Genomic DNA, 25,578 nt, shown 5'->3' on the forward strand with positions numbered 1-25,578 from the left:
GACGATATGTGCCAGCACCTACCCCTGCAAAGAGCAGTTTGACCTGTGACAATGCGCCCTGAGGCGAGGGTAAAGGTTTCCCCGAAGCCGCCAGGGGTGACCCGCGGAGTCCTAGCGTCGCCCCGAAGGGGGAACCATCATGGGGATGCTCGTCCGGCCGCTCCAGGGCGCGCTCACGACCACACTGCTCGCGGTCCTGCTGGTGGCGGCCGGGTCCGTCGTCCCGGCCCAGGCGGCCGCCCGGCCCTCGCCGCCGCGGGCGGTGCACGCCGCACCGGCCGACGGCGCGGTCCGGGTGACCTGGACCGCGCCCGCCCGCAAGGGCGGCAGCCGGATCGACAGGTACGCCGTGCAGCGGCGCACCGCCCCCTCCGGTGCCTGGTCGACGGTGCGCAAGGTCCCCGGCGCGGCCCGGGCCTGGACCGTGACCGGGCTGAGCAACGGCGTGCGCTACGGCGTCCGGGTGCGGGCGCACAGCGCGTCCGGGTGGGGTGCGTGGAGCGCTGAGGCGACGGCCGTCCCGCGCGGGACGCCCGGAGCCGTGCTGACGCCCGAGGCGGACGTCCACCGCGAGGCGCTCGGCGTCTACTGGCAGGCGCCGACGACGGCCAACGGCGCGGCGATCGACCGCTACCGCGTCGAGATCGGCACCGACGGCGCGACCTGGCGCACCCAGGTGGACCACACCGGCGTCGCCACCCCGGCCTCCCCCGTGCTCGTCACGGGACTCACGCCCGGCACCCGCTACTGGATCCGGGTCCGCGCGCACAACGCGGCCGGGTTCGGTCCGGCCAGCGGCGCCGGTCCCTACCGGGTGCTCACCGCGCCCAACCCGGTCACGAACCTCGTCGCCACCCCGGGCGACGGGAGCGTGGACCTGACGTGGGACGAGCCCGCGGTCGCCAACGGCATCCCCGCCGCGACCGGCTACAAGGTCGAGTCCAGCACCGACGGCGGCACCACCTGGACCGAGCTCGGCACGACGGCCGCCACCTCCTACGCCGCGACCGGCCTGGCCAACGGCACCTCCTACCTGTTCCGGGTCAGCGCCCGGGCCAGCAACGTGCGCCTCGGGTACGGTGCCCCGGCCCTCGCGTCCCCCGCGGTGCCGGCCGGCGCTCCGGGCGTGCCGCTCGGGCTCGGGCTCGGGGGGGACCCGGTCGCCGAGACCTACCGGCTCACCTGGGCCGCACCGGCCTCCGACGGCGGCGAACCGCTCACCCACTACCTCGTGCAGCAGGGCGCGCTCGCCCCGCAGCAGGTCGCCGCACCCGCGACCGGGTTCGACGCCGGCCCGGCCGCGCTCGACGACGGCTTCCGCGTCCAGGCGTGCAACGGCCGCGGCTGCGGCCCGTGGACCGCACTGGTCGGACCGGTGCCCGCGCCGGTGGGCGACCTGACCGCGAGTGCGGTGCGGGCCGGGTCGTCGTACACGGTGACGGTGGGGTGGACCGCGCCGGCCAACGCCGCGCCGACGTCGTACCAGGTGCTGCGCAGCACCGACGGGGTCACCTTCACCGAGGTCGGGACCACGACGGGCACGACCTTCGACGACCTGACCGGCGCGCCCGCGACGACGTACACCTACCGGGTGGTGGGCCGCTACCCCGGCGGCAGCGGCCGTCCGGCTGCCACCGACGTCACGACCGGACCGCTCTACGACCTGTCCGTCACACCCGGCACCCTCGTCGTCGACGAGGGCGGGTCGGCGGAGCTCGCGGTGTCCCTCGACCGGCCGGCGGTCACCGACACCGTCGTCGTGGTGACCTCCGACGACCCCGGCGCCGCCGCGCCCGCGAGCCCGACGGTGACGATCCCGGCCGGCCAGACCACGGCCACCGTCACCGTGGTCGCCCCACCCGACGCCGACTCCGACGACGAGCTGGTGACCCTCACCGCGGACCTCTCCGGCCAGACCCGGACCGTGACGGTGACCGTGCTCGACCCGTGATGTTGCGGCGGGCGTCACCTTCCCGTCGCCGGCGGCGCCTAGCCTCGGGGCATGCCCGAGCGCTGGGTCTCCTACGAGCCGACCGACGAGACCGAGCCCCCGCCGCCCTCACGGCTGCCCGGCGTGCTCGCGGTCGCGGCGGTGGGCGTCGTCGTCGCGGGGATCGTCGGGCTGGTCGCCGCGGCGTCGTCCGGCACGGAGGACGACGAGCCGGCCCGGCGGGTCACCACGGTCACGAGCACCTCATGGTCGACGTCGTGGTCGACATCGTGGTCGACGAGCTCGACGACCACCGCCACCTCACGCTGAGGGCACGTCGCTGATCGGCGTGATCCAGGACTGGTGCGAGCGGGCGTTCTTGGTGATCGCGAGCAGGTCGTCCATGTGCGGCTCGAGGCCGGTGACCTTGTCGAGCGGGACGCCGATGATGAGCTGGAAGCCCAGGCCCTTCCAGGCCTGCACCGCGCGGCCGGCGAACTCGGAGTCGGCCTTGACGAAGCCCTCGTCGAGGAAGACCGGCGCGAACCGCGGTCGCGAGCGCATCTCGTCGCCGAGCCGGAAGCGCAGCGCGGAGCCGACGATGAAGGCGACCAGCTCCTGGCTCTCGCCGCCGGACTTCTCCCCCAGCGTCCGGTACGTCGCGCGCAGCTCGCCGGTGAGGTGGTCGTAGCGCTCGGCGCTGATCTCGACGTGCCGTCGTACGTCGAGCAGGCGGTCGCGGTCGGTGGTGAGCGACGGTCCCTCGCCGGACTGGGAGGGGCGGCGGAGCTGGTTCATGAACCGGCTGAGCTCGGTGAAGCGCTTCTCGAGGCCGGCCTCGTCGAGCTCGGCGGTGGCGCCCGACGACAGTGCGCGCAGGTCCTTCATGAAGACCTGCACGTGGGCGGGGGCCAGCCGGCGCAGCCGGATCCGGAGCCGGTCGCCCTCGGCGCCGAACTCCAGGCGTCGCAGGATCGCGTTGATCGGCTCGAGCCGGTCCTCGATCTCCTCGACCGAGGACGACATGGCGCCGACCAGCGGAACGAGGTCCTGGCCGCTCCACTCGGTGAGCCGGCGGCGCCACTCGGCGCGGCGCTCGGCGAGACCGGTGCCGCGGATCTCGTCGAGGATCCGCGCGTAGTCGGCGTAGGAGTCGGCGGTGGCACCGAGGTTCGGCGAGTCCCACTGGAACTTGTAGTGCTTGAAGATGAGCGCCAGGTCGTCGTCGCAGCGCTTGATCTCGGCATCGGCGTCGGCGACGGCCGTGCGCAGCCGCTCGCCGAGGCGGTGCGCGTTGTCGGCGAAGCGGTCGAGGTCCTCGGGGTCGGCCGGGGCCGCGGCGGCGGCGAAGTCGGCCGCCAGGGCGGCCTCCTGCTCCTCGGTGAGGGCGACGGCGCCGGCGGCCTCCATCGCCTCGAGGCGGTCCTTGACGAGGTCCTCGGAGTCGACGAGCTCGCTGTGCGCGCCGTTGAGCTCGCGCTGGCGCTGCTCGAGCGCGAAGCGCTCCTGGCGGGTGTCGTCGAGCCGGTGCACCAGCTCGTCGATCTGCTGCTGGAGCACCTGCAGCTGGTCGTCGGAGGTGAGGATGTCGGTGCGCCGCTGCTCCAGCTCGGCGATGCGGCGGTCGCTGCCGGCCACGTCGACGTCGTCGAAGCGGACCATCGCGATCGCGTCGTACGCCTTGCGCTGCTGCTCGAGGAGCCGGCCCCGGCGGTCGAGCTCGGCGAGCTGGGCGTCGACCTGCTCCATCCGGCGCTCGAGCTCGGCGAGCTGGGCGTCGATCTCGGCGATCGCGTCCTCGTTGGAGAAGCCGATGATGTTGCGCTGGTCGTTGCGCCCGTGGGCGCCGCGGCGCCCGTTGCGGGTCTGGCCGGCGGCGGTCACCCGGAAGCCGGGCCCGTCGAGCTCGGCGGCGCTCTCGACGCAGTAGGCGTTGCGCGAGGGGTCCTCGACGTGCTGCTGCACCCAGCCCGAGAAGGGCGAGTCCTTGAAGAGGAGCTTGCCGGCCACCCGCTCGGGGTCGGCCGGGCCGCTGTCGGGCAGGTCGAGCTCGACGCCCTGGAACGTCAGCCGGGCCGGCAGCCGCAGGTCGTCGATGGCCGCGGAGAACTCGTCGAGGCGGTCGAGCGGGACGAGCATCATCCGGGCGGTGCCGCCGAGGACGGTCTCGATCGCCGTCCGCCAGCGCGCCTCCTCGGGCGCGAGGTCGATCAGCTCGGCGACGAAGGGCAGCTCGTCGACGCGCAGGCCGCTGGCCTGGGCGACGGCACTGCGCAGGTCGTGGAGGTACGACGGCACCCGGCCCGCGCGGTTCTCGAGCGACGCCCGCTCGCGCTGGAGCACGGACTGCTCGTTCTTGAGCGGCACCAGTCCGTCGCGGACCCGGTCGCGCTCGGCGCGCAGCGTGGCCTGCTCGGCCTCGCCGGCGGAGAGCCGCTTGCGGGCCAGGAGCTGCAGCTCGGCGAAGTTGGACGCCGAGTCCATCGCCGACTCGAGGTCGGGGGCGTCGGCGTCGGTGAGGCCGACGAGCGGGTAGACCCGCTCCTCGAGCTCGGCGAGCCGGTTGGCCCGCTCCTCGCGGATCACCCGCTCGTGCTCGGCCTGCGCCGCGAGCGCCTGCAGGTCGCCGCCGCCGGCGGCCCGGTGGGCCTCCTTGGCGGCCTCGAGGTCGCCGGAGAGCGTGGTCTCGGCCGAGCGGGCCGCCGTCAGTCCCTCGACAGTGCCCTGCCGGGCGTCGCGGTTGCCGCTGACCGCGCCCTCGATGAGGCGCAGGTGGGTCTTGAGCAGCCACAGCCGCAGGGGCGTGTCGCCGGACAGCGTGACGCCGTAGGAGTCGAGCTCGGCGAGGCGCGCCGAGGCGGCGACCTTGCGCTCCTGCAGCTCGGTGATCGGCTCGAGCAGCTCGAGCTTCTGCTCCTCGGTCCGCATCGCCGCGTAGGACGCGTCGAGGTCGTCGAAGTGCTCGATCGCGCGGTCGGCGGCGGCATAGGTCGACGGCCGCTCGAGGACCATCTCCTTGTAGAGCTCGTCGACGCTGCGCACCTGGTTGCCGGCCTGGATCCGGGCCAGCAGCCGCAGCGCCTTGGCGCCGTCACCGTTGGCGCCGATGCCCAGGCGGGCGTGCAGGACGGCCGTGAACTCGGCATACGTGCGGTGCACGCGGATGCCCGGGTAGAGCTTCTTGAGCGTGTTGGCGTGGAAGCGCTCGGGGACGGCGACCTCGAGCGTCTCGAGCGAGAGCGGCCCCTCGTGGGTGGCGAGCTGCATCTGCACCTCGCCGGAGCGCGAGGCGCGGCGCGGCACGTAGTACGTGCGCAGGGCGGTGAACTGGCCGCCCTGGTCGTTGACGAACGTCATCGCGACCGCGCCCCACGTGTCGGCGCCCTTGCCGCGCAGGAGCTTCTCCTCGGGCCGGCCGGTCTTGGGGTTGTCGACGACGTCGACCGCGCCCCGCAGGTACGACAGGAGGTTGCGCTGGCCGGCGCTGCGCGCGCGTCCCGCGACGGCGTCGTTGGAGGCGCCGTTGAACTTCGTGTCGGACGGCATCATCAGCGCCGTGTAGGCGTCGAGGATCGTGCTCTTGCCGACGCCCGAGGCGCCGGAGATCATCGTCGCGTCGCCGCGCAGCGGGACCGTGGTCAGGCCGCTGAAGCCGCCCCAGTTGACCAGCTGCAGCAGGGCCGCGCGCCACTGCACGGTGTCGTCGGCCGGGGTGGCCACGACCTCGCGCTCGAACAGGCCGCCGTCGCCCTGCTGGTCGACCCGGTCGAGACCCCGCTCGTCGATGCTCACTCGCCGTCCTCCTCGAACAGGTCGGCCGGCTCGGCGGTCTCGGCCGCGTCCGCCGGCTCGGTGCCCGTGGCCTTCTGCAGCGCCTCGAGCAGCTCCTGGAGCAGCTCGAGCGGCAGCAGCGGCTCGACGGCCTCGCTGATCTCGTACCTGTCGTCGGCGGCCGAGCCGATCAGCAGGCCGGCCTTGACGATGCTGACCACCGCGTTGCGGGCGCGCTTCTCGTCGCCCGCCTCGTCGGTGGCATGGGTGGGGCGGAAGCTCGCGACGTAGTCGACGATGTCCTCGCGGTCGATGTAGACGCGCGCGTCGCCGCCGGCCAGGCCGGCCCGGAGCCGGTCGCGCAGGTGCACCAGGACGAGCGTCTCCTCGCGCGACCACGCGGTGTCGTGGAGCAGCGTCGGGAACCGGCCACCGGTCTCGGAGAACGCCTGGCGCTTCCAGGCGACCTCGCGGGTCGGGTCGACCTGCAGGTCGAGGAAGAGGTCGTTGAGCCGGGAGCGGATGACCCGCTCGTGCTCGACCAGCACCTGCCAGTCGCGCGGGTGCGTGCGGGCGCTGATGAAGCGCTGCTTGAGGAGCGTGACCAGCGCGTGGCGCTGGGCGTACTCCAGGCCGCCCTCGTCGCCCTCGAAGAGCGAGACCGAGCGCTCGTCGGCGACCTCGTCGAGGTCGTCGAAGTCGTTGGTCACCTCGTCGGTCTGGTCCAGGTCGACGCTCATCGGCGCGACTCCTCTCGGTCGAGGTCGGGATCGGGCAGCGGCGTGCGCGGGACCGCGAAGGTGCGCCGCGTGCCGTCGGGGCGGACGGCGGCGAACGCCTCGACGACGTCCTCGGTCTCCCACCCCTGGTCGGCCGCGAGGTGCAGCAGCCCGAAGATCTCGACGGGGCGGCGCAGCGACGGCTCCAGGGTGTCGAACAGCTCGCCCAGCGAGCCGGCCGGCAGCAGGTCGCGCAGGACGTCGTCGAGGCGCTGGCGCAGCGAGCCCAGCTGGGGGCCGCCCTGCGCCATCAGCTCGGTCAGCGAGAGCGACGGGGCGTCGGCCGGGTCGGCGGCGGTGATCGGGTCGGGCAGGACGTCGTCGGCCGGGTCGTAGAAGCGCTCGCGCAGGTGGTCGACGCTCGCCCGGTCGGGCAGCAGGGCGACGTCGTGGGCGGCGCGCGGGCCCGTCGTCCCCATCCAGGTCATGAGCGCGGACTCGACCTGGCGCAGGGTCTGCTCGAGCTCGCGGTCGCGCGCGGCGTCGTGGGAGACGATGTACTCCTTGAGCGTCGCCGTCACCCGGCTGCGCTGGGCGAGCACGCGGTCGAGACCGTCGCGCACGAGCTTGACGGTGCCCCGCAGCTCGGCGCGGTCGGCGTCGCCGAGGATGCCCTCGGAGAGGGGGTGCTCCAGCAGCGCGCCGAGGTCCTCGCGCAGCTGGGTGACCAGGCCGTCGTCGCGCAGGAGCGCGAACGCCCCCTCGAACGCGCGCCCCTCGTGGGTCGCCGTCATCAGCGCGTCGGCACGGGCCAGGTAGTCGTCGATCACCTCGCCCGCCGGCCGGTCCTCGGCCCGGAACGCGGCCAGGATCTCGCCCCGGATGGTCGCGAACCGCTCCTCGACCCGCGCGAAGTCACTGGGCAGCGCGGAGATCAGCGACAGCAGCTCGGTGAAGCCCTCGGACATGTAGTCCTCGGTCGCGCTGACCAGCTCGGCGCCGTCGACCAGCCGGTCGCGCTCGGCCTTGAGCCGCGCGATCTCGTCGTTGAGCAGGGTCACCCGGGCACCGCGGTCGGGGTTCGCCTCGGAGTTGAACCGCCGCACCGTGCTGAGGATGGTCGTGATCCGGTGCTCGCTCAGCGTCGCCCGGTCGCGCGCCAGGTTCTTGACCAGCTCGAGCGCCTGCTGCGCGTACGACGTCAGCGAGTAGACCTCGTTGCCCTGCTCGTCGAGCGAGCGCACCAGCCACTGCCCACGCATCCAGCGCTGGCAGATGTCGCGCCCGGTGCCGCTGGGCAGGTCGGTCTCGCCCGTCTTGCGGAACTCGGCGAGGTGCTCCTCGACCTGCGTGTGCAGCCGCGCGGTCGGGATCGGCTTGTTGTTGCGGCCGAACGACTCGCGGAAGATCGTGATGACGACGGGCGCCTGGCGCTGGTGCAGCAGGGTCAGCGTGGGCTGCGCGAAGGCGCCCTTGACCCGCGCCAGCTCCCCGGCGATCTCGCTCATCTCTCCCCCGGTCGTTCCCGCATCGTGCCGTCGTGCTCGTCGGTGTCGCTCCGGCGGCCGTGGTGGAGGCGGCCGCGGGCGGACGGCCAAGCATGTCAGAGGGGGCGAGCGAGGCTGAATCGAGCCGGTGGGTGCATCTCGGTCAGAGGGTGTCCGCGATGTCGACCAGGTCCGCCGCGGGCGTCTCGCCGTCGCCGAGCAACTGGACCATCCAGCCCTCGACGAAGAACTGGGCAAGACCCCGGTGACTGCCGTCCGGCTCCTCCGTCACGCCGGCGCCACCGTGGATGGTCGCCGCCTGCCCGTACCCGTTGCTCTCGACGTAGCGAGCCCAGTAGTCCGCGGGCTCCACCTGGCCCCATCCGGGCATGACCGTCACGTCGACGCCGGAGTCGAAGACCGCCACGTAGCCACCGCCCTTGCACTCCCAGAGCTCGACGAGGTCCTCGAAGCGAGCCAGCTTCGAGCTGGGGACCAGGACGGGCGCACGGACCCGCAGCTCTGCCGCGACGCCGGGGAGGGTCAGCTGCGTACCGGCGCAGGGGCCGTTGTGCTCGACCACCGGCGGGACGTCGTCCGGGTGCGCGGGGGTGTGCCCGGCGGTCTGGTCGGGGCCGGTTCGGCCGCAGCCGTAGAGCGCGGCCGGGGTGAGAACGGTCAGCATTGCCGCGGTCGTCGCGAGAAGCCGCGATCGAGGGCGACGGGGAGGAGCTGTCGTCGATTCCATCAGTCCGCCACCACCTGTCCGTGCTGAGCCGAGATCCGGACGAAGTGGAACCCCGGGTCGTTGTCGGCGCCGCCGCGCAGGTTGTCGAAGTCGGACCCGGCGTTGAACAGCTCGTCCAGGTTGACGAACTCGGCGAACGCCGTGTCTGCGTTGTTGGAGCGCTCGGAGCCGATCAGCACCAGACCCGTAGCCCAGTTGGTCGTCACGGTGCTGTTGGCGACAAGGTCTGGGGAGGCTCGGCATGGGCCGGCGGCAACAGGGACGGCGCCAAGGTGGCGACGAGCGCCGCCGCCAGCCACGCGGCGAGTGCAATCCACATCTTCGACATCGGGGACCTCCGGCCTTCACGATCCTCGACTGGCGCGCCCGGTCAAGAGGCGTCGGCCTCCAAGTTCGCGATTCGTCGATGGCGTGCGGCTAACCCCGGTCCCACTCCTCCCGCAGGCGCGCCGCGATCGGCTCCAGCAGCGTGACCAGCTCGTCCAGCTCGGCCGGCGTCAGCCCCTCGTACGGCGCCGCGGCGAGGAGGTCGGTGAGCGCCTCGACCCGGTCCTTGACCGCGCGGCCGGCCGGCGTGAAGTGGCCCTCGGCGTCCACGAGGCCGCGGTCACGCAGCCCGCCCATCACCTCGGCCAGCAGCGCCGGGGGCAGGTGGTGGATCCGGCCGAAGGACTCGGGCGGGTGGATGCCGAGGTCGAGGGCGCTCAGGACGTGGGCCTCGAGTCCGCCGACCCGCTCCGAGACGAGGGCGGCGATGTGGCCGTCGCCGCGGTGCTCGCGGACCAGGTTGGCCGCGTGCCACAGGCGGGCCACGGGCTCCTCGGGGACGGGGAGGGAGCGGAGGCCGGCGTACATCACGCGGCCCTCGGTCGGTGCGCTCACGGCGGCCTTCGTGAGCAGCTCGGCGGCGCGGGCGAGGCCGGGGGTGTCGACGAGGTCGCCGAGGATGCGGCGCAGGCCCGCGACGCAGCCGCGCTCGCGCGCCGCGTGGGCCGCCTCCGGCGTCGTCGTCCGCCAGACCTTCGGGACGTGCCGGGCCGCCTCGCCCTCGGCGAAGTTGTAGAACGCCGCGTGCACGACCTCGGCCGGCACCTTCCCGAGGGGCGCGGAGCGGCCGGCGAAGTAGCCGTCCCAGTAGTTGCGGAAGCCGAGCTCGGCCATCGCCTCGTTAGGCTCGTCGGCGAAGAAGTTGACGAGCGCGATCGGCTCGGTGAGGTCGAACATCCGGCGGGCCGTGGGCTCCGGGTGCGGCATCGGGTCTCCTGGGGGTCGGGACGGTCGGATCATCTCTCACCAGCACCACGAACGACTCGACCGTCGTACGACCGATGGCGGAGAGTGGATCCCATGACACAGGTAAGACGGTTCGACCACGTCGGAATCACCGTTGCCGACCTCGACGCCGCCACGGCGTTCTTCGTGGGCCTCGGTCTGGAGGTCGAGGGCACCGGCTCCGTGCAGGGCGAGTTCGTCGAGACCGTCTGCGGGATCCCGGGCGCGCACTGCGAGATCGTCATGCTCCGCCCACCGGATGGCGGCTCGCGGCTCGAGCTGTCCCGCTTCATCACGCCCGACCACGTCCCGGGCTCCCCCGCGGCGATGGCCAACGAGCTCGGCCTGCGCAACGTCTCGTTCGAGGTCGCGGACCTGCAGGCGGCGCTCGACGCGGTGGCGGCCGACGGGTACGGGCTGGTCGCCGGGATCGGCGAGTACGAGGGCAGCGTGCGGATGGCGTACGTCCGCGGGCCCGAGGGGATCGTGGTGTCCCTGTTCGAGCAGCTCGGCTGAGTCACCGGGACGAACCCCTCGCCAACATCTAGAACACGTTCTACTCTCTGGTCATGGACCTCGTCGCGATCGAAGAGATCAAGCGCCTCAAGCACCGCTACTTCCGCACCCTCGACCTGAAGCTCTGGGACGAGTTCGCCGACTGCCTGGCCGAGGACGTGTCGGCGCGCTACGGGACCCAGGCGATGGACAAGCCGCTCCACTACGACAACCGGGCCGACGTCGTCGACTTCATGCGGAACAACCTCGGACCCGGGATCATCACGATCCACGTCGCCAACCACCCCGAGATCGACGTCGCCGCCGGCGGCGTCACCGCGACGGGCTCGTGGGCGTTCGAGGACACCGTGATCGTGCCGGACTTCAAGGTGCAGATCCGGGGCGGCGGCTACTACGTCGACTCCTACCGGCGGGACGCCGACGGCGCCTGGCGGATCGCGTCGACGCAGTACGAGCGCATCTACGAGGCGATGACGTCGCTCGACGACACCCCCAGCTTCAAGCTCATCGCCAACCGCTGGGACCCGTCGCTGCAGCACTGAGCCCGGCGGCACGGGATTCCGTCGGGCCCGCGACCTAGGGTGGGGCTCATGAACCTGACGCACGCACCGCTCCGGGCTGCCACGGGCGCCTTCATCCTCAACTCCGGGCTGACCAAGCTCGGCGCCGACGCCGCGACCGCCCAGCAGCTCCACGGGTTCGCGAGCACGGCCTACCCCCAGTTCAAGAACATGGACGCCGCCCAGTTCACCAAGATGCTCGCGATCGGCGAGCTCGCGCTGGGCAGCGCCCTGCTCACCCCCAAGGTGCCCTCGGCCGTCGCCGGTGCCGCGCTCACCGCGTTCGGGGTCGGGCTGGTCGGGCTCTACGCACGGGTGCCGGGGCTGCGCCAGCCCGGGAGCATCCGGCCCACCGAGGCCGGCGTACCGATCGCCAAGGACGTGTGGCTGGTCGGCGCGGGGGCGACGCTGGGCCTCCAGGGCTTCTTCAACGGCGCCCGGCGGGCCGGCAAGAAGGCGGCGTCCAAGGTCGGCGCGGCGGCCGAGAGCGCGCACGACGCGCTTCCGTTCTGAGCCGGGCCGACGACGACATGGCGTACACCGCGAAGGGCACGTCGTTCGACCGGGACATGAACTACATCCCCGACCGGATCACCCGCGAGCCCGGCCTCTCCCAGGACAAGCACGACGACCAGGAGCTCACCGTCCGCACCTGGCCCGCCGAGCCGGGCCGCTACCGCCTGGTCGCGGCCGCGGCGTGCCCCTGGGCCAACCGGGCGATCATCGTCCGCCGGCTGCTGGGTCTCGAGGACGTCATCTCGCTCGGCCTCGCGGGCCCCACCCACGACGAGCGCAGCTGGACCTTCGACCTCGACCCGGGCGGCGTCGACCCGGTGCTCGGCTACGAGCGCCTGCAGCAGGCCTACCTGGCGCGCTATCCCGACTACCCGCGCGGGATCACCGTCCCCGCCGTCGTCGACGTGGCGAGCAAGGAGGTCGTCACCAACGACTTCCCCTGGATCACCCACGACCTCTTCTTCGAGTGGCGCGACCACCACCGCCCCGACGCGCCGGACCTGTGGCCCGACGCCGTGCGCGACGAGATGGACGAGGTGATGCAGCGGATCTTCACCGAGCTCAACAACGGCGTCTACCGGTGCGGCTTCGCGGGCTCCCAGGAGGCCTACGACGCGGCGTACGACCGGCTGTGGACGACGATGGACTGGCTCGAGGAGCGGCTCGCCGACCGCCGCTACCTGATGGGCGACGCCATCACCGAGGCCGACGTGCGCCTGTTCACGACGCTCGCGCGCTTCGACGCCGTCTACCACGGCCACTTCAAGTGCAACCGCAACAAGCTGGCCGAGATGCCGGTGCTGTGGGCCTACGCGCGCGACCTGTTCCAGACGCCCGGGTTCGGCGAGACCATCGACTTCGACCAGATCAAGCGGCACTACTACGTCGTCCACCGCGACATCAACCCGACCCAGATCGTGCCGAAGGGGCCGGACCCGTCGGTCTGGCTGACGCCGCACGGGCGGGGGTAGTCGGGCAGTCGGGTCGTTCGCGGGCCGGGGGTTGTGTCGGACCCTGCTGATCTAATACGAGTATGACTTCTCGGACCGCTTTCACCCCGCTGCTGACCCGTCTGCGTGCGGGTGTCGAGCAGCGTGAGGAGTCGGTGGTCGCGGAGTGGGCGGGCATCGTGGAATGGGCCGCCGGAAACACCGTGACCGATCCGGCGGCGGGTGCGGCGACCATCCGGGACGGTTTCGTCGACACGGGTCTGCCGATCGCCGGTGAGGGTGCGCCGTTGGTCTCGGAGTTCGCGCTCATGGAGCTCGTGGCGGTGCTGGGCCGGTCGCCTGATGGTGGCCGGGTGTATGTGGGTCGGGTCCTGGAGTGTGCGTGGCGGCTGCCGCAGGTCTACGCCTCGGTGGTGGCGGGGCGGTTGGCGCCGTGGCGGGCTGAGCGGATCGCTGAGGCGACGCGGCCTCTGTGTCGTGAGGCGGCGGCGTTTGTGGACCGGCAGTTGTTCAACGCCACCGGGGTGGGTTGGGCGCAGCTGGAGCGGTTGATCGCGGAGGCGGTCATCAGGTTCGACCCGGAGCGCTACGAGGCAGAGCGTGCGGCCGCGGCCGACCATCGCTATGTCGAGGTCGGCGCGCCCGACGGCAACGGGCTGGTGTCGATCGACGGTCTCCTCGACGCCGCTGATGGCCGTGATCTGGATGATGCGATCAGCCGCCGCGCCACGCTGCTGGGCCGGCTGGGTAACGAGGCGAGCTTGGACGTGCGCCGCTCCCAGGCCCTGGGTGACCTGGCCCGCAGCGACCTCACCCTCGACATCGAGGGAACCCCAGGCCGCAAGGCCGTGCTGAACGTGCACATCACCGACGCGACGCTGCGCGGGACGGGCGCGAACCCGGTCGGCCGGTGGGACCAGACCCCGGTCAGCGCCGAGCAGATCCGCGAATGGCTGGCCCAGCCCGGGATGTCGGTGACGGTCCGGCCGGTGGTCGATGTGGCCGGGCATGTGCCGGTGACGGCCTACGAGATCCCCGACCGCCACCGCCAAGCCGTCGAGCTCCGCGACCACACCTGCCGCTTCCCGTACTGCACCCGTGCAGCGATGCGTTGCGACCTCGACCACGCACAACCCCACGGCCGGGGCGGACCGACGTGTCCGTGCAACCTCGTCCCCTTGTGTCGGCGCCACCACCGCGCGAAGACCCACAGCCAGTGGCGCTACCAGGTCACCAAGGTCGGCACATGCGTGTGGCGAAGCCCGTCGGGCTTCCACTTCGAGGTGAGCCACCGAGGAACACATCCGGTCGAGCACTCGGATGATGGTGACGACCCCGAGCCAGGGGTGTTCCGGCACGAACCCGACACCCGCTGAAGACCGCAACCAGGTACCGCAACCACTGCGGCGCGCCACCACGCTCTCAGTAAAGAAGACCCCAACCCAAGAAGCGCCGCAGCCCGAGCCACACCGAGCTACAGCACGCCCGGGTCCACCTCGTTGAACAGCTGGTCCCCGCCGGCGAGCAGGTCGAGCATCGGTCCGACCTTGGGGAGCTCGTGGGTGAGGAAGTACCGGCCGGCGGCGCGCTTGCCGTCGTAGAACGGTCCGGTCCGGCCGTGCGCGGCGACGAGCTGGTCGAGCCAGGTCCAGGCGAGGACGACGTGACCGGCCGCCTCGAGCCCGGAGGTCGCGTTGACGAGGGCGACGCGCGGGTCGCCGGACTCCCAGGCGGTGGCGACGGCGGTGGCGAGGCGGTCGGTGGCGGCCCCCACCGCGCCCGCGTACGACGTCAGGTCGGCGTCCCCGGTGGCCTCGGCGCGGGCGGTGGTGGCGCGGATGGTGTCGACGAGGAGCTGCAGGCCGGTGCCGCGGTTCATCACGAGCTTGCGGCCGAGGAGGTCGAGGGCCTGGATGCCGTGGGTGCCCTCGTGGATGGGGTTGAGCCGGTTGTCGCGGTAGAGCTGCTCGACGCCGTACTCGCGGGTGTAGCCGTAGCCGCCGTGGACCTGGATGGCGAGGTCGTTGGCCGCGAGGCACCACTGGGAGGGCCAGCTCTTCACGATCGGGGTGAGCACGTCGAGGAGGGCGCCGGCCGCCTCGCGGGCCTCGGCGGAGGGGTGGGTCTGCTGGTCGTCGAGGAGGAGCGCGGCGCGCAGGACGAGGGCGAGACCGCCCTCGACGTACGACTTGGCGGCGAGGAGCATCCGGCGGACGTCGGCGTGCTCGACGATCGGGACCGGTGCGGCGGCCGGGTCCTTGGCGCCGAGGGGGCGGCCCTGGGCGCGCTCGCGGGCGTAGGCGAGAGCGCGGCGGTAGCCGGTGTAGCCGAGGGCGACGGCGCCCGCGCCGACGCCGACGCGGGCCTCGTTCATCATGTGGAACATGACGGCGAGCCCGCGGCCCTCGTCGCCGACGAGCTCGCCGACGGCGCCGGGCGCGCCGCCGGGGCGGTGGCCGCCCTCGCCGAAGTTGAGGACCGTGTTGACGGTGCCGCGGAAGCCCATCTTGTGGTTGATCCCGGCAAGGGTGACGTCGTTGCGCTCGCCCCGCTCGCCGGCGGCGTCGACGACGTACTTGGGGGTCGCGAAGAGGGACAGGCCGGGCACGCCGGCGGGCGCGCCCTCGACCCGGGCGAGGACCAGGTGGACGATGTTCTCGCCGAGCTCGTGGTCGCCGCCGGAGATCCACATCTTGTTGCCGAACAGGCGGAAGGTGCCGTCGGGCTGGCGCACGGCGCGGGTCGCGACGTCGGCGAGCGACGAGCCGGCCTGGGGCTCGGAGAGGCACATCGTCCCGAACCAGCGGCCCTCGAGCATCGGCGGGACGAACCGGGCGACCTGCTCGGGCGTGGCGTGCGCGAGCAGCAGGTTGGCGTTGGCCATGGTGAGCATCGGGTAGCCCGAGGTCGACACGTTGGCGGCCTGGAACCAGGCGAAGCAGGCCTGCTGGACGACGTGCGGGAGCTGGACTCCCCCGGCCTCGGCGTCCATCGCGGCGCCGATCAGGCCGGCGTCAGCGAACGCGCGCAGCGCCGCCTTCACCTCGGGGATGATCGTGACGGTCGTGCCGTCGAACTGCGGCTCGTGCTCGTCGCTGAGCGCGTTGTGGGGCGCGAAGTGCTCGGCGGCGACCTCGGCGGACAGGTCGAGCACGGCGTCGAAGGTCTCGCGGCTGTGGTCGGCATACCGGTCGCGGTCGGTCAGCGCCCCCACCTCGAGCCACTCGTGCAGCAGGAAGTCGAGGTCGCGTCGGGACAGCAGGAGGTCGGGGCTCACCCGCCCAGTCTCTACCCGATCCTGGTGAGGCCCGCGACCGGGCGTCCGCCCTAACGTCGAGAGGTGGCCCGGCTCCTCGCGCGCGTCCTCGACGGCATCCTCGTCGGGCTGCTGGTGAGCCTGCTGCTGTGCCTGCCCGACCTCGGCGCCCCGCAGCTCACGCCCGCGGCGAGCACCCCGCCGGGGACGCCGTCCTCGTGGGGCGGCAACGTCTTCGGCGAGCTCGGCGACGGGACGACGACGCCGCACCGCACGGCCGTCGCGCTCGCCGGGCTGGACGACGTCGTCGACGTCCACACCGGGCGCGAGCACGTCGTCGCACTGCGGGCGGACGGCACGGTCGTGACCTGGGGCAGCAACCAGATGAGCCAGCTGGGGACCGGGGCCGGCGGCAACCGGTCCACGCCGGCGGCCGTCACCGGGCTGACCGACGTGACGATGGTCTCGACCGGCCACTACCACTCGCTCGCGCTGCGGGCGGACGGATCGGTGTGGACGTGGGGCTACAACTTCGCCGGCCAGCTCGGCGACGGCACCACCACGACCCGCAACCGCCCGGTCCGCGTCGCCGGCACGCGCACCTACCGGTACGTCGCCGCCGGGCGCGACATGAGCTATGCCATCGCGACCGACGGGACCCTGTGGGCCTGGGGGCTCAACGGCGACGGCCAGCTCGGCGACGGGACGACGACGACCCGGACCACGCCGGTCCGGGTCGGCACGCTCACCGACGTCACCCAGGTCGCCGGCGGACGCGACCACGGGCTCGCGCTGCGCTCCGACGGTTCGGTCTGGTCGTGGGGCTGGAACGCCTACGGCCAGCTGGGCGACGGGACGCTCACCGACCGGACCTCGCCCGTCCCGGTCAGCACCCTCGGCGCCGGGCTGACCATGGTCGCCGCGGGCGCGCACCACTCCTACGCGCTGCGCGACGACGGCCGCGTGCAGGCCTGGGGCCGCAACTACCGCGACGAGCTGGGCGACGGGACGACGACGCAGCGGACCCGCCCGGTCGTCGTCCTCGGGGTGAGCGGCGCGGTGACGATCGGCTCGGGCCGCGACCACGGGCTGGCCGCGCTCGCCGACGGGACGGTCCGTGCGTGGGGGCACAACTCGTCCGGCCAGCTCGGCGACGGCACCACGACCAGCCGGACGTCGGCGGTGACCGTCGTCGGCGCCACCGACGTGACCCGGGTGAGCGGTGGCGCGGAGTTCTCCGTGGCGCTGTCGACGCCGGCCGGGCCACCGGTGAACCAGCCGCCGACCGCGCGCGCCACCGGGAGCTGCACCCTGCTCAGCTGTGCCACCTCGGGCGCCGGTTCGAGCGACGTCGACGGGACGATCACCGGCTACGCGTGGGACTTCGGTGATGGGACGACGGCCTCGGGCACCGATCCCACGGCCAGCCACGACTACGCCGCGGCAGGCACCTACACCGTGACGCTCACCGTCACCGACGACGACGGCGCCACCGGCACCACGACGCTCCCGGTGACCGCGACCGAGCCCGGCACCGGGACGACGGCCGAGCTGCGCGCGGTGACCGGAGTCAGCCGCAACGCGGCGAGCGCGGCCCTGGTCGTCCCGAGCACCGTGCAGCCCGACGACGTCCTCGTGCTCCTGGTCGCCACCAACCGGCTGGCCACGCTCGCCACGCCGGCCGGCTGGACGCCGCTCGGCACGGTCACCGACGGGACCGACCTGCGCTCGTGGGCGTTCACCCGGCTCGCCGCGGCCGGCACCCCCGGCTCGACCGTGACGCTCGCCCTCGATGCCCAGAGCAAGGTCGACGCCACCCTCGCGGCGTACGACGGGAGCGGCGTCACGGCGACGGCCTCGCGCGCCGAGACCGGCACCGGAGCGGCCCACCTGGCCCCGTCGGCGGCGGTCGGCGCCGACGGCTCGCGCGTCGTCCAGCACTGGGTGACGAAGGTCAACAGCGCCGTCACCTGGACCACGCCGGGCGACCTGGTCGTGCGGCGGACGGGCACCGGCAGCGGGAGCGGGCAGCTCGGCGTCCTCACCGCCGACGGCGGACCGGCGCCGGCCGGCACCTGGCCCGCGCACACGGCGACGGCGAGCGTGGCCTCGGGCAAGGCGGTCGCCTGGACGATCGTCGTCGCGCCCTAGGACGCCGGAGGCCCCGGCATCCCGGCCAGCGGCGCGCCCGCGACGGTCACCACGCCCACCATCCGTGCCCCGGCGCCGAGCAGCGTCGCGCCGTGGTCGGTGCGCAGCGCCGAGCGCCCGAACTGCACCTCGAGGACGCCGATCCGGAGCCGGCCGCCCTCGCGCACCAGCGCCACTTCCCCGCGGCGCGGGCGGCGGTCGGAGGAGACCAGGAGCTCGGTGCCCGCCGGCCAGCCGTGGGAGGCGAGGGCATCGTTGCGCAGCCGGATCCGGACGTCGTCGCCGTCGCCGGGCGCGGCCCGGGGCGGGGCCTTGCGGGCGGCCGGGCGCGGCACCGCCGGCTCGGGCGGCGGCAGGTCGAGCGGCAGGCACTCCTGGGCCTCGGCGGCCGCCCGTCGTCCCGAACGCATGTTCGAAGAGTAGCGCCCGTACGCTGTCGCCGTGGAGCCCCTCGGCCAGTACCCGGACCCGACCCACGTCGTCGCGCACCTCAGCGACCCCCACCTGCTCGCCGACCGGCTGCTCTACGACGCCGTCGACACGGCCGCGCACCTGGAGCGGGCGCTGGCCCGGCTGCGGCGGCTGCCGACTCCCCCGCAGGCGCTCGTGTTCACCGGCGACCTCGCCGACCGGGCCGAGCCCGGTGCCTACGCCCGGCTGCGTGCGATCGTCGAGCCGGTCGCCGACGAGCTCGGCGCCGAGGTGGTGTGGGTGATGGGCAACCACGACGAGCGCCGGGCGTTCGGGCAGGCCCTGCTCGGCACCGACGACGACGCCCCGCGCGACCGGGTGCACGACGTCGCCGGCCTGCGGATCGTCGCGCTCGACACCAGCGTGCCCGGCTGGCACCACGGCGAGCTGAGCGACGAGCAGCTCGCCTGGCTCGCCGACGTCCTGGCCACCCCGGCCCCGCACGGCACGCTCCTGGCGATGCACCACCCGCCGATCCCGGTGCCGATGCTGCGCCTGGCCGAGCTGATCGAGCTGCACGACCAGGAGCGGCTCGCCGCCGTCGTCCGGGGCAGCGACGTCCGGGGCATCCTGGGCGGGCACTTCCACTTCACGTCGTACTCGACGTTCGCGGGCGTGCCGGTCTCGGTCGCGTCGGCGACCTGCTACACCTCCGAGGTCGCGCCCGAGGCGCGGATGGTGGCCGGCGTCGACGGGCACCAGGCGTTCACCATGCTCCACCTGTACGACGATCGGGTGGTCCACTCCGTGGTGCCCGCGACCGACGCCACCGAGGTGACGGGCCGCGGCGAGGAGCTGCTCGAGGCGTTCCTGGCGCTCACCCCGGCCGAGCGGTTCGACCTGGTCGCGCGCAAGGACTCCCCGCTCAACGTCGAGCCGACCTGATGGCGTCCGCGACCGACCGCCCCCGCCGGCTCCTGCTGGCCGTCGACGCGCCCTCGCTGCTGCACCGCAACCACCACGCGCGCCGGCACACCCGGCTCCGCGACCGGACCGGCCGGCCCGCGTGGGCACTGCACGGGATGCTGCGCCAGATCATCGAGTCCATCGACGCCTTCGCCCCCGACGCCGTCATCTTCGGGCTCGACGACCGAACGGCGTCCGTGCGCCGCGACGCCTATCCCGACTACAAGGCCGGGCGCGCCGAGAAGGACCCCGAGCTCGTCGACCAGCTCGACCGCGCGGGCGCGCTCCTCGACGCCCTGGGCCTGGCGACGCTCACGCCGCCCGGGCTGGAGGCCGACGACGTCAACGCGTCGGCCGCGACCTGGGCCGAGACGAACGACTGGGACTGCGTGATCATCACGTCCGACCGCGACTCGTTCGCCCACATCAGCGACCACACCAAGGTGCTGCGCCTCATCGACGGCGGCATCCACGGCTCGCCGCTGCTGACCCCGGCCCGGATCAAGATGATGTACGGCGTCCCGGCCGACCGCTACCTCGAGTTCGCCGCCGTCCGGGGCGACGCGAGCGACAACCTGCCCGGCGTCCCGGGGATCGGTGAGAAGACCGCCGCCACGCTCCTCTCGCACATCGGCTCGATGCACGAGGTGTGGGCCGACGTCGAGCACGACGAGGGGCGCTCCGTGGCCGCCGCGCTCGACGCCTGGGGCGCCGAGACCGGTGGCCGGCGGATCGGCGCGACCGTCGTGAAGCGGCTGAGCGCGCCGGGCGCGCGCGAGGTCTACGAGTTCAACCTGCGGATGATGGCGGGGCGCACCGACCTCGACCTCGGGCTCACCCCCGACGTGCCGGGCTCCCCCGGGCTGCTGCCGCTCGACATCCAGCGGGTCGAGCGGGTGGTCGGGCACCTCAACATGGAGGCGACGACGGCGCTCGCGCTGCGGGTGCTCACCGGCGACCCGGCGTCGGTGCCCCGCGGCTGACGTCCGGCCTCCTGCGCCATGATGGGCCGGTGACCGACGACGCACCCGCCCCGGCCCAGGGACTCACGGAGGTGCTCGCCCGGCGCTTCCTCACCACCGACGCCGCGCGCGCCGAGAAGGTCGCGCGGTGGCACGCCCGCGGCCGCCGCACGGCCCGCGAGAACCTGGCCGACCTGGTCGACCCGGGCAGCTTCGTGGAGTACGGGCGCTTCGTCACGGCCGCCCAGGAGGGCCGGCGGCCGCTGGCCGACCTGGTCGTCGAGGCGCCGGCCGACGGCATCATCGGAGGGACGGCGACGATCGACGGGCGTCCGTGCGCGGTGCTGTCGTACGACTACCTCGTCATGGCCGGCACGCAGGGGATGCGCGGGCACCGCAAGTCCGACCGGCTCATCGAGCTGATCGGCCGGATGGGGCTGCCGACGGTCTTCTTCACCGAGGGCGGGGGCGGCCGCCCGGGCGACACCGACCTGCCGATGGTCTCGGCGCTCGACGTCGGCTCGTTCGCGCTGTGGGGCGCGCTCGAGGGCGTGGTGCCGCGGATCGCCGTGGTGTCGGGGCGCTGCTTCGCGGGCAACGCGGTGCTCGCCGGCTGCGCCGACCTGCGGGTGGCGACGCCGGACGCGAACCTCGGCATGGCCGGCCCGGCGATGATCGCGGGCGGTGGGCTCGGCCAGTTCGCGCCCGAGGAGATCGGGCCCGTCGACGAGCAGTCGGCCAACGGGGTGCTCGACGTCGTGGTGGACGACGAGGAGGAGGCCGTCGCGGTCGTCCGGCAGCTGCTCGGCTACCTCGCCGGTGCGCGGGAGCCGGGCGCCGCGGACGACCAGGACGCGCTGCGCACGATGCTCCCCGAGAACGATCGCGAGGCCTTCGACGTCCGCCCGGTCGTCACCGCGCTGGCCGACCACGACAGCGTGGTCTGGCTGCGCGAGGGCTGGGCGCCCGAGCTGGTGACCGCCTTCGCGCGCGTCGAGGGCATCCCGGTCGGCGTCGTCGCCAACCAGTCCACCCACCTGGCCGGTGCGCTGACGGCCGACGCGTCCGCCAAGGCCGCCGACTTCCTCGAGCTGTGCGAGCGCTGGCGGCTGCCGGTGGTCTCGCTGGTCGACACGCCGGGCTTCATGGTGGGTCCGGAGGCCGAGCGCACCGGACTGGTCCGGCACGCCTCGCGGATGGTGACCGCCGGCGCCCGGCTGAGCGTGCCGCTGGTCGGGGTGGTGCTGCGCCGCGGCTACGGCCTCGGAGCGCAGGCCATGCTCGGCGGCAGCACGCACCGCCCGCTGCTCACCATCGCCTGGCCCGACGCGCACCTCGGGCCGATGGGCCTCGAGGGCGCGGTCCGGCTGGCGATGGCGCACGAGCTCGCCGCGCTGCCGGAGGCCGAGCGCGAGGCCGTCGTCGCCGAGCAGACCGCGGCGTTCCGCAAGAACGCCAGTGCGCTCAACGCCGCCCGGGTCTTCGAGATCGACGACGTCGTCGACCCGGCCGAGACCCGCGCGATCATCGCGGCGACGCTGCGCGCGGCACCGACCAGCTGAGGCTCGTCCCGCGCCCGGGCGCCGAGTCGATGACGAGGCTGCCGCCGCGCTGCTCGGCCCGGGCCCGGATGTTGGCCAGGCCGCTCTCGGCGCCGGCGCCGGTCATCCCGCGCCCGTCGTCGCGCACGGTCAGCACGATCCGCTCCCCCGCCTCGACAACGACCTCGACCGCGCTCGCCCCGGCGTGCCGGCTGGCGTTGGACAGCCCCTCGGCCAGGACGGCGAGCAGGTCGGGCGCGATGTCGTCCGGGACGAGCGTGCGGACCGGGCCCTCGAAGCGCAGCGACGGCCGGAACTTCAAGGTCGCGGCCGCGCGGTCGACGAGCCGGGTCACCTCGGCCTGGATGTCGCCCGCGGTGTCGAGCGAGCTCAGCCCGAAGATCGCGCGGCGGATGTCCTTGATGGTCGCGTCGAGGTCGTCGACCGCCTGGTCGATCCGGGCCGCCGCGTCGGGGCGGTCCACCATCCGGGTGGTGCCCTGCAGGCCGAGGCCGACCGCGAACAACCGCTGGATGACGAGGTCGTGCAGGTCGCGGCCGATCCGGTCGCGGTCCTCGAGGACGGCGAGCCGGCGCTGGTCCTCGCGCGCCTCGGCCAGCTGGAGGGTGAGCGCCGCCTGCTCGGCGTACGCCGTGACGAGCTGCGGGTCGAGCGCGTGGAAGCGGTCCTCGTGCTCGGGCGCCCAGGCCAGCGAGAGCGTCCCGTCGGCGCCGGCGGCCGCGGCGAACGGCACGCTGAGGACCGGGCCGTCGTGGGACCGGTCGGCGTCGCCGGCCCAGGCGGCGTCCGCCTGGGCGATCTGCCGGGCCCGCTCGGCAACCGCGGCCACCGGGTCGCCGGCCGGCTCGGCGAGCAGCGAGGCGAGCCCGGCGCTCGCCCGCGCCCACTGCTCGCGGACCTGGGCCTCCTCGTAGAGGCGGGCGTTCTCGATCGCGACGCCGGCCGCGGCCGCGAGCGCGACGACGATCTCCTCGTCCTCGGCCGTGAAGTCGCCGCCACCGGCCTTCTCGGTCAGGTAGAGGTTGCCGAACACCCGGTCCCGGATGCGCACCGGGACGCCCAGGAACGAGCTCATCGGGGGGTGGTGCTCCGGGAACCCGTACGACGCCGGGTGCTCCGCGATGTCGTGGAGCCGCAGCGGCTCGGGGCGGTCGATGATCAGCCCCAGCAGCCCGTGCCCGGTCGGCAGCTCGCCGATCTCGGCGGCCAGGTCGTCGGCGATGCCGTGGTGGACGAACGTCCGCAGCCGACGCTGCTGGCCCGCGCTGAGGACGCCGAGCGCGGCGTACCGGGCGTCGACCAGCCGCGAGGCGATCGCGACGATCCGCGACAGCACGCCGTCGAGGCTGAGGTCGGCGGAGATCGTGACGACGGCGTCGAGCAGCAGCTGCAGCCGGGCCTGCTGGTCGAGCGCGCCGTGCATCCGGTCCAGCACCGCACGGACCAGGTCCTCGAACTCGACCTCCTCGAGGTTCACGGCGGCCACGCTAGCAGCGGCGGGACCAAGGACCTGGCGGGTGGGGACTCCCGCTCCTGGCCGTCCGGCCCGGCCCGGCGCAGGCTGGAGACGTCCCCGAAGGAGAAGCGGAGGTGGTCCCGGTGCCGATGTCCGAGACGCAGCCCGGCCGGCTGGTCGTGCTGGGCGAGCAGGAGTGCTGGGACCTCCTCCGTTCCCGGCCGGTGGGCCGGATCGCGTGGTCGGGGCCGCACGGCGTGGTTGTCGTGCCGGTCAACTTCGCCGTCGACGACGGCGCCGTGGTGCTCCGCACCTCTCCCTACTCCCAGCTCGCCCGGGAGGGCACCGACCGCGAGGTCGGTTTCGAGGTCGACCTGGTCGACGTCGAGGCGCACAGCGGCTGGAGCGTCCTGGTCCAGGGCCGGTGCACCCGCGACCGGCACGCCTCGGACGCCCCGACGCCCTGGGTCACCGGCCCCCGGACGCTCGGGCTGCGGATCGAGGCGCGGGCGGTCAGCGGGCGGCGGCTCAGTCCTCCGCACGCGGAGCGTGCTTGACGGCGTAGATCGCCGCCTGGGTGCGGCTCGACATGCCGAGCTTGGCGAGCAGCGAGGAGACGTAGTTCTTGACGGTCTTCTCGGCGAGGTGGATCTCGCGCGCGATCTGCCTGTTGGTCAGGCCCTGGCCGATCAGGTCGAGGATGCGCAGCTCCTGCTCGGTCAGCGACGCGAGCTCCTTGTTGACCGGCGGGCCGGAGCGGATCCGGTCGAGCACCTGGGCGGTGACGGACGGGTCGAGCGTCGACTGGCCGGCCGCGACCCGGCGCACGATGTCGAGGAGGTCGTGGCCGCGCACCTGCTTGAGGACGTAGCCGGCCGCGCCCGCCATGATCGCGGAGAAGAGCGCGTCGTCATCGTCGTACGACGTGAGGATGAGCGCCTTGATCGACGGGTCCTGCGAGCGGACCTCACGGCACACGTCGATGCCCGAGCCGTCGGGCAGCCGGCCGTCGAGGATGGCGACGTCGGGGCGCAGCGCCGGGATCCGGCGGGTCGCCTCGGGCGCGGAGTCGGACTCGCCCACGACCACGATGTCGCCCTCGCTCTCGAGGAGGTCGCGGATGCCGCGGCGGATCATCTCGTGGTCGTCGAGCAGGTAGACGCGGATCTGCGCGCCGTCGGCGGTGGCTTCGTCACTCACCTGCCCCACGGTAGCCGCGAACGGCCCGAGCGGGTGGGGACCGCGCGCCTCCCGGCTCGGGACCTTCGGCCCTCCCGCGGGCCCGGCGCGGCGGCGACAGTGGGACGGAGGAGAGAGGACCGTGCCATGAGCAGCCCCGCCGTGCCGCGCACCGAGATCGCGCCGACGACCATCGTCGAGCGCCTCGTGTCGTTCGCCTGCCTGGCACCGAGCGTGCACAACACCCAGCCCTGGCGCTGGCGGTACGACGCCGGCCTGCTCACGCTGCGCGCGGACCTCGATCGCCGGCTGCCCGCCGAGGACCCGCGCGGGCGCAACCTGACGATCAGCTGCGGGGCCGCGCTCCACCACCTGCAGCTCGCCGCCCGGGCGCTCGGCTGGGAGACCGACGTCCGGCGGCTGCCGCCCGGTGCCGACGAGACCGTGCTCGCCGACGTGCGGGTGCACCGCGACGCGCCGGCGCCCGTCGTGCCGTCGGACCTGGCGCTGCTGCGCACCCGCTGCACCGACCGGCGCCGGTTCACCGACTGGCCCGTGCCGCGGTACCGCCTGGAGGACCTGTGCCGGGAGGCCGCTCCGTGGGGCGTCCACGCTGCGGCGATCGTGGACGACGGCGCCCGGTTCCGGCTGGAGCTGCTCGCCAACCAGGCCCTCACCGACCTCGAGCTCGACGCCGGCCGGCAGGCCGAGCAGGACCGCTGGATCGGGCGGACCGGTGCCGACGGCATCCCCGCGTCCCTGCTGCCCGGCGACCCGGACCCCCTACGGGCCCGGTCCCGCTTCCGGCCCGGGCTCCTGGAGGACACCCGGATGGTGCTCCACGGCGGCGAGCGGGTGATCGCGCTCGGCGGCGCGCACGACGACGTGGCCGGCTGGCTGCGCACGGGCGAGGCGCTGAGCGCGCTGTGGCTGGAGGCCACGCGGGCGGGGCTGTCCGTCGTCCCGATGAGCCAGCCGATCGAGGTCGAGACGACCCGTCGCGAGATCGGCCGCAGCGTGCTCGGCGGCGCCTTCGAGCCGCACGTCCTGCTCCGGGTCGGCTGGCAGGCGATCGGCCGCAGCGGGCTGCCGCGCACCCCGCGCCGCCCGCTCGCCGACGTCCTCGAGGCCTGACGTCCTGACCGAGGGGGCCGAAGGTCCCTCCG

General features: G+C 73.8%; 23 protein-coding genes. 13 read left to right on the top strand and 10 right to left on the bottom strand.

The annotated features are described in order from the left end of the window. Window positions 1–139: 139 nt before the first annotated feature. Both BM223_RS16085 and BM223_RS28465 read left to right on the top strand, forming a co-directional pair. Window positions 140–1,951 (top strand): fibronectin type III domain-containing protein, encoded by a 1,812-nt coding sequence (locus BM223_RS16085; RefSeq protein WP_038679709.1) that lies wholly within the window; start codon window positions 140–142, stop codon window positions 1,949–1,951. A gap of 51 nt (window positions 1,952–2,002) precedes the next feature. Beyond that, window positions 2,003–2,260, top strand: a complete 258-nt coding sequence (locus tag BM223_RS28465) for a hypothetical protein (protein ID WP_141267685.1) — start codon at window positions 2,003–2,005, stop codon at window positions 2,258–2,260. On the opposite strand, the gene BM223_RS16095 is transcribed toward BM223_RS28465, so the two are convergent. The 6 genes from BM223_RS16095 to BM223_RS16120 all read right to left on the bottom strand — a co-directional run bounded on the left by BM223_RS16095 (window position 2,252) and on the right by BM223_RS16120 (window position 9,909). Beyond that, window positions 2,252–5,722, bottom strand: a complete 3,471-nt coding sequence (locus tag BM223_RS16095; protein WP_235318929.1) for an ATP-binding protein — start codon at window positions 5,720–5,722, stop codon at window positions 2,252–2,254. The two genes, BM223_RS28465 and BM223_RS16095, sit on opposite strands and share 9 nt — an antisense overlap. Beyond that, on the bottom strand, window positions 5,719–6,441 hold the full coding sequence (locus BM223_RS16100; RefSeq protein ID WP_038679714.1) for a DUF4194 domain-containing protein: 723 nt from the start codon (window positions 6,439–6,441) through the stop codon (window positions 5,719–5,721). Before BM223_RS16100 ends, BM223_RS16095 begins: the two co-directional genes overlap by 4 nt. After that, a complete protein-coding gene (locus tag BM223_RS16105) occupies window positions 6,438–7,928 on the bottom strand; it encodes a DUF3375 domain-containing protein (protein WP_038679716.1) in 1,491 nt (496 codons plus the stop codon). Before BM223_RS16105 ends, BM223_RS16100 begins: the two co-directional genes overlap by 4 nt. A gap of 142 nt (window positions 7,929–8,070) precedes the next feature. Continuing rightward, entirely contained in the window at window positions 8,071–8,592 is a 522-nt protein-coding gene (locus BM223_RS16110) for a hypothetical protein (RefSeq protein ID WP_038679718.1), read from the bottom strand. 62 nt (window positions 8,593–8,654) lie between these two features. Beyond that, a complete protein-coding gene (locus BM223_RS16115) occupies window positions 8,655–8,861 on the bottom strand; it encodes a hypothetical protein (RefSeq protein ID WP_141267687.1) in 207 nt (68 codons plus the stop codon). A gap of 211 nt (window positions 8,862–9,072) precedes the next feature. Beyond that, window positions 9,073–9,909, bottom strand: coding sequence for an SCO6745 family protein (locus BM223_RS16120; protein WP_038679722.1), 837 nt, complete (start codon window positions 9,907–9,909; stop codon window positions 9,073–9,075). A 93-nt stretch (window positions 9,910–10,002) separates the two neighbouring features. Between BM223_RS16120 and BM223_RS16125 the strand changes: the two genes are divergently transcribed. The 5 genes from BM223_RS16125 to BM223_RS16145 all read left to right on the top strand — a co-directional run bounded on the left by BM223_RS16125 (window position 10,003) and on the right by BM223_RS16145 (window position 13,845). Further along, window positions 10,003–10,443 (top strand): VOC family protein, encoded by a 441-nt coding sequence (locus BM223_RS16125; RefSeq protein WP_038679724.1) that lies wholly within the window; start codon window positions 10,003–10,005, stop codon window positions 10,441–10,443. Window positions 10,444–10,496: 53 nt separating this feature from the next. Next, window positions 10,497–10,985, top strand: a complete 489-nt coding sequence (locus BM223_RS16130) for a nuclear transport factor 2 family protein (protein ID WP_038679726.1) — start codon at window positions 10,497–10,499, stop codon at window positions 10,983–10,985. Window positions 10,986–11,033: 48 nt separating this feature from the next. Next, on the top strand, window positions 11,034–11,516 hold the full coding sequence (locus tag BM223_RS16135) for a hypothetical protein (RefSeq protein WP_082003690.1): 483 nt from the start codon (window positions 11,034–11,036) through the stop codon (window positions 11,514–11,516). 17 nt (window positions 11,517–11,533) lie between these two features. Next, the gene (locus tag BM223_RS16140) at window positions 11,534–12,490 is read left to right on the top strand and encodes a glutathione S-transferase family protein (protein WP_038679728.1); all 957 of its coding nucleotides are present in this window, start codon (window positions 11,534–11,536) and stop codon (window positions 12,488–12,490) included. A gap of 62 nt (window positions 12,491–12,552) precedes the next feature. Next, window positions 12,553–13,845 (top strand): HNH endonuclease signature motif containing protein, encoded by a 1,293-nt coding sequence (locus tag BM223_RS16145; protein ID WP_038679730.1) that lies wholly within the window; start codon window positions 12,553–12,555, stop codon window positions 13,843–13,845. Between the two features lie 98 nt (window positions 13,846–13,943). Here BM223_RS16145 and BM223_RS16150 read toward each other — a convergent pair whose 3' ends face one another. Beyond that, on the bottom strand, window positions 13,944–15,746 hold the full coding sequence (locus BM223_RS16150; protein WP_038679732.1) for an acyl-CoA dehydrogenase: 1,803 nt from the start codon (window positions 15,744–15,746) through the stop codon (window positions 13,944–13,946). 63 nt (window positions 15,747–15,809) lie between these two features. On the opposite strand from BM223_RS16150, the gene BM223_RS16155 reads away from it, so the two are divergent. Next, the gene (locus BM223_RS16155; protein ID WP_052138758.1) at window positions 15,810–17,876 is read left to right on the top strand and encodes an RCC1 domain-containing protein; all 2,067 of its coding nucleotides are present in this window, start codon (window positions 15,810–15,812) and stop codon (window positions 17,874–17,876) included. Here the strand turns inward: BM223_RS16155 and BM223_RS16160 are convergent. Next, on the bottom strand, window positions 17,873–18,286 hold the full coding sequence (locus BM223_RS16160) for a hypothetical protein (protein WP_038679734.1): 414 nt from the start codon (window positions 18,284–18,286) through the stop codon (window positions 17,873–17,875). The genes BM223_RS16155 and BM223_RS16160 overlap by 4 nt on opposite strands. A gap of 31 nt (window positions 18,287–18,317) precedes the next feature. Here BM223_RS16160 and BM223_RS16165 point away from each other — a divergent pair, with 31 nt between their 5' ends. The 3 genes from BM223_RS16165 to BM223_RS16175 are packed head-to-tail and all read left to right on the top strand — an operon-like array spanning window position 18,318 to window position 21,777. Further along, window positions 18,318–19,232, top strand: a complete 915-nt coding sequence (locus BM223_RS16165) for a phosphodiesterase (RefSeq protein WP_038679735.1) — start codon at window positions 18,318–18,320, stop codon at window positions 19,230–19,232. Further along, window positions 19,232–20,236: a 5'-3' exonuclease H3TH domain-containing protein gene (locus BM223_RS16170; RefSeq protein WP_038679737.1), complete on the top strand. Its 1,005-nt coding sequence runs from the start codon at window positions 19,232–19,234 to the stop codon at window positions 20,234–20,236. Before BM223_RS16165 ends, BM223_RS16170 begins: the two co-directional genes overlap by 1 nt. A gap of 29 nt (window positions 20,237–20,265) precedes the next feature. Next, window positions 20,266–21,777, top strand: a complete 1,512-nt coding sequence (locus tag BM223_RS16175; protein ID WP_141267693.1) for an acyl-CoA carboxylase subunit beta — start codon at window positions 20,266–20,268, stop codon at window positions 21,775–21,777. On the opposite strand, the gene BM223_RS16180 is transcribed toward BM223_RS16175, so the two are convergent. Next, window positions 21,740–23,254: a GAF domain-containing sensor histidine kinase gene (locus BM223_RS16180; RefSeq protein WP_235318931.1), complete on the bottom strand. Its 1,515-nt coding sequence runs from the start codon at window positions 23,252–23,254 to the stop codon at window positions 21,740–21,742. The genes BM223_RS16175 and BM223_RS16180 overlap by 38 nt on opposite strands. 128 nt (window positions 23,255–23,382) lie before the next feature. On the opposite strand from BM223_RS16180, the gene BM223_RS16185 reads away from it, so the two are divergent. Next, entirely contained in the window at window positions 23,383–23,790 is a 408-nt protein-coding gene (locus tag BM223_RS16185) for a pyridoxamine 5'-phosphate oxidase family protein (protein ID WP_038684629.1), read from the top strand. Here BM223_RS16185 and BM223_RS16190 read toward each other — a convergent pair. Continuing rightward, the gene (locus BM223_RS16190; protein WP_075018638.1) at window positions 23,762–24,433 is read right to left on the bottom strand and encodes a response regulator; all 672 of its coding nucleotides are present in this window, start codon (window positions 24,431–24,433) and stop codon (window positions 23,762–23,764) included. The two genes, BM223_RS16185 and BM223_RS16190, sit on opposite strands and share 29 nt — an antisense overlap. Before the next feature lie 126 nt (window positions 24,434–24,559). On the opposite strand from BM223_RS16190, the gene BM223_RS16195 reads away from it, so the two are divergent. Then, the gene (locus BM223_RS16195) at window positions 24,560–25,546 is read left to right on the top strand and encodes an Acg family FMN-binding oxidoreductase (RefSeq protein ID WP_052138760.1); all 987 of its coding nucleotides are present in this window, start codon (window positions 24,560–24,562) and stop codon (window positions 25,544–25,546) included. The last annotated feature ends 32 nt before the right edge of the window (window positions 25,547–25,578 follow it).

Source organism: Pimelobacter simplex (assembly GCF_900114845.1).
GTDB lineage: Bacteria > Actinomycetota > Actinomycetes > Propionibacteriales > Nocardioidaceae > Nocardioides > Nocardioides simplex.

Bases quoted from the DNA above. Each gene is read 5' to 3' on its own strand.
- BM223_RS16130 (WP_038679726.1), top strand. From the start codon at position 10,497: ATGGACCTCGTCGCGATCGAAGAGATCAAGCGCCTCAAGCACCGCTAC.
- BM223_RS16120 (WP_038679722.1), bottom strand. From the start codon at position 9,909: ATGCCGCACCCGGAGCCCACGGCCCGCCGGATGTTCGACCTCACCGAG.
- BM223_RS16100 (WP_038679714.1), bottom strand. From the start codon at position 6,441: ATGAGCGTCGACCTGGACCAGACCGACGAGGTGACCAACGACTTCGAC.
- BM223_RS16105 (WP_038679716.1), bottom strand. From the start codon at position 7,928: ATGAGCGAGATCGCCGGGGAGCTGGCGCGGGTCAAGGGCGCCTTCGCG.
- BM223_RS16140 (WP_038679728.1), top strand. From the start codon at position 11,534: ATGGCGTACACCGCGAAGGGCACGTCGTTCGACCGGGACATGAACTAC.
- BM223_RS16185 (WP_038684629.1), top strand. From the start codon at position 23,383: ATGTCCGAGACGCAGCCCGGCCGGCTGGTCGTGCTGGGCGAGCAGGAG.
- BM223_RS28465 (WP_141267685.1), top strand. From the start codon at position 2,003: ATGCCCGAGCGCTGGGTCTCCTACGAGCCGACCGACGAGACCGAGCCC.
- BM223_RS16195 (WP_052138760.1), top strand. From the start codon at position 24,560: ATGAGCAGCCCCGCCGTGCCGCGCACCGAGATCGCGCCGACGACCATC.
- BM223_RS16125 (WP_038679724.1), top strand. From the start codon at position 10,003: ATGACACAGGTAAGACGGTTCGACCACGTCGGAATCACCGTTGCCGAC.
- BM223_RS16145 (WP_038679730.1), top strand. From the start codon at position 12,553: ATGACTTCTCGGACCGCTTTCACCCCGCTGCTGACCCGTCTGCGTGCG.
- BM223_RS16135 (WP_082003690.1), top strand. From the start codon at position 11,034: ATGAACCTGACGCACGCACCGCTCCGGGCTGCCACGGGCGCCTTCATC.
- BM223_RS16110 (WP_038679718.1), bottom strand. From the start codon at position 8,592: ATGCTGACCGTTCTCACCCCGGCCGCGCTCTACGGCTGCGGCCGAACC.
- BM223_RS16085 (WP_038679709.1), top strand. From the start codon at position 140: ATGGGGATGCTCGTCCGGCCGCTCCAGGGCGCGCTCACGACCACACTG.
- BM223_RS16160 (WP_038679734.1), bottom strand. From the start codon at position 18,286: ATGCGTTCGGGACGACGGGCGGCCGCCGAGGCCCAGGAGTGCCTGCCG.
- BM223_RS16170 (WP_038679737.1), top strand. From the start codon at position 19,232: ATGGCGTCCGCGACCGACCGCCCCCGCCGGCTCCTGCTGGCCGTCGAC.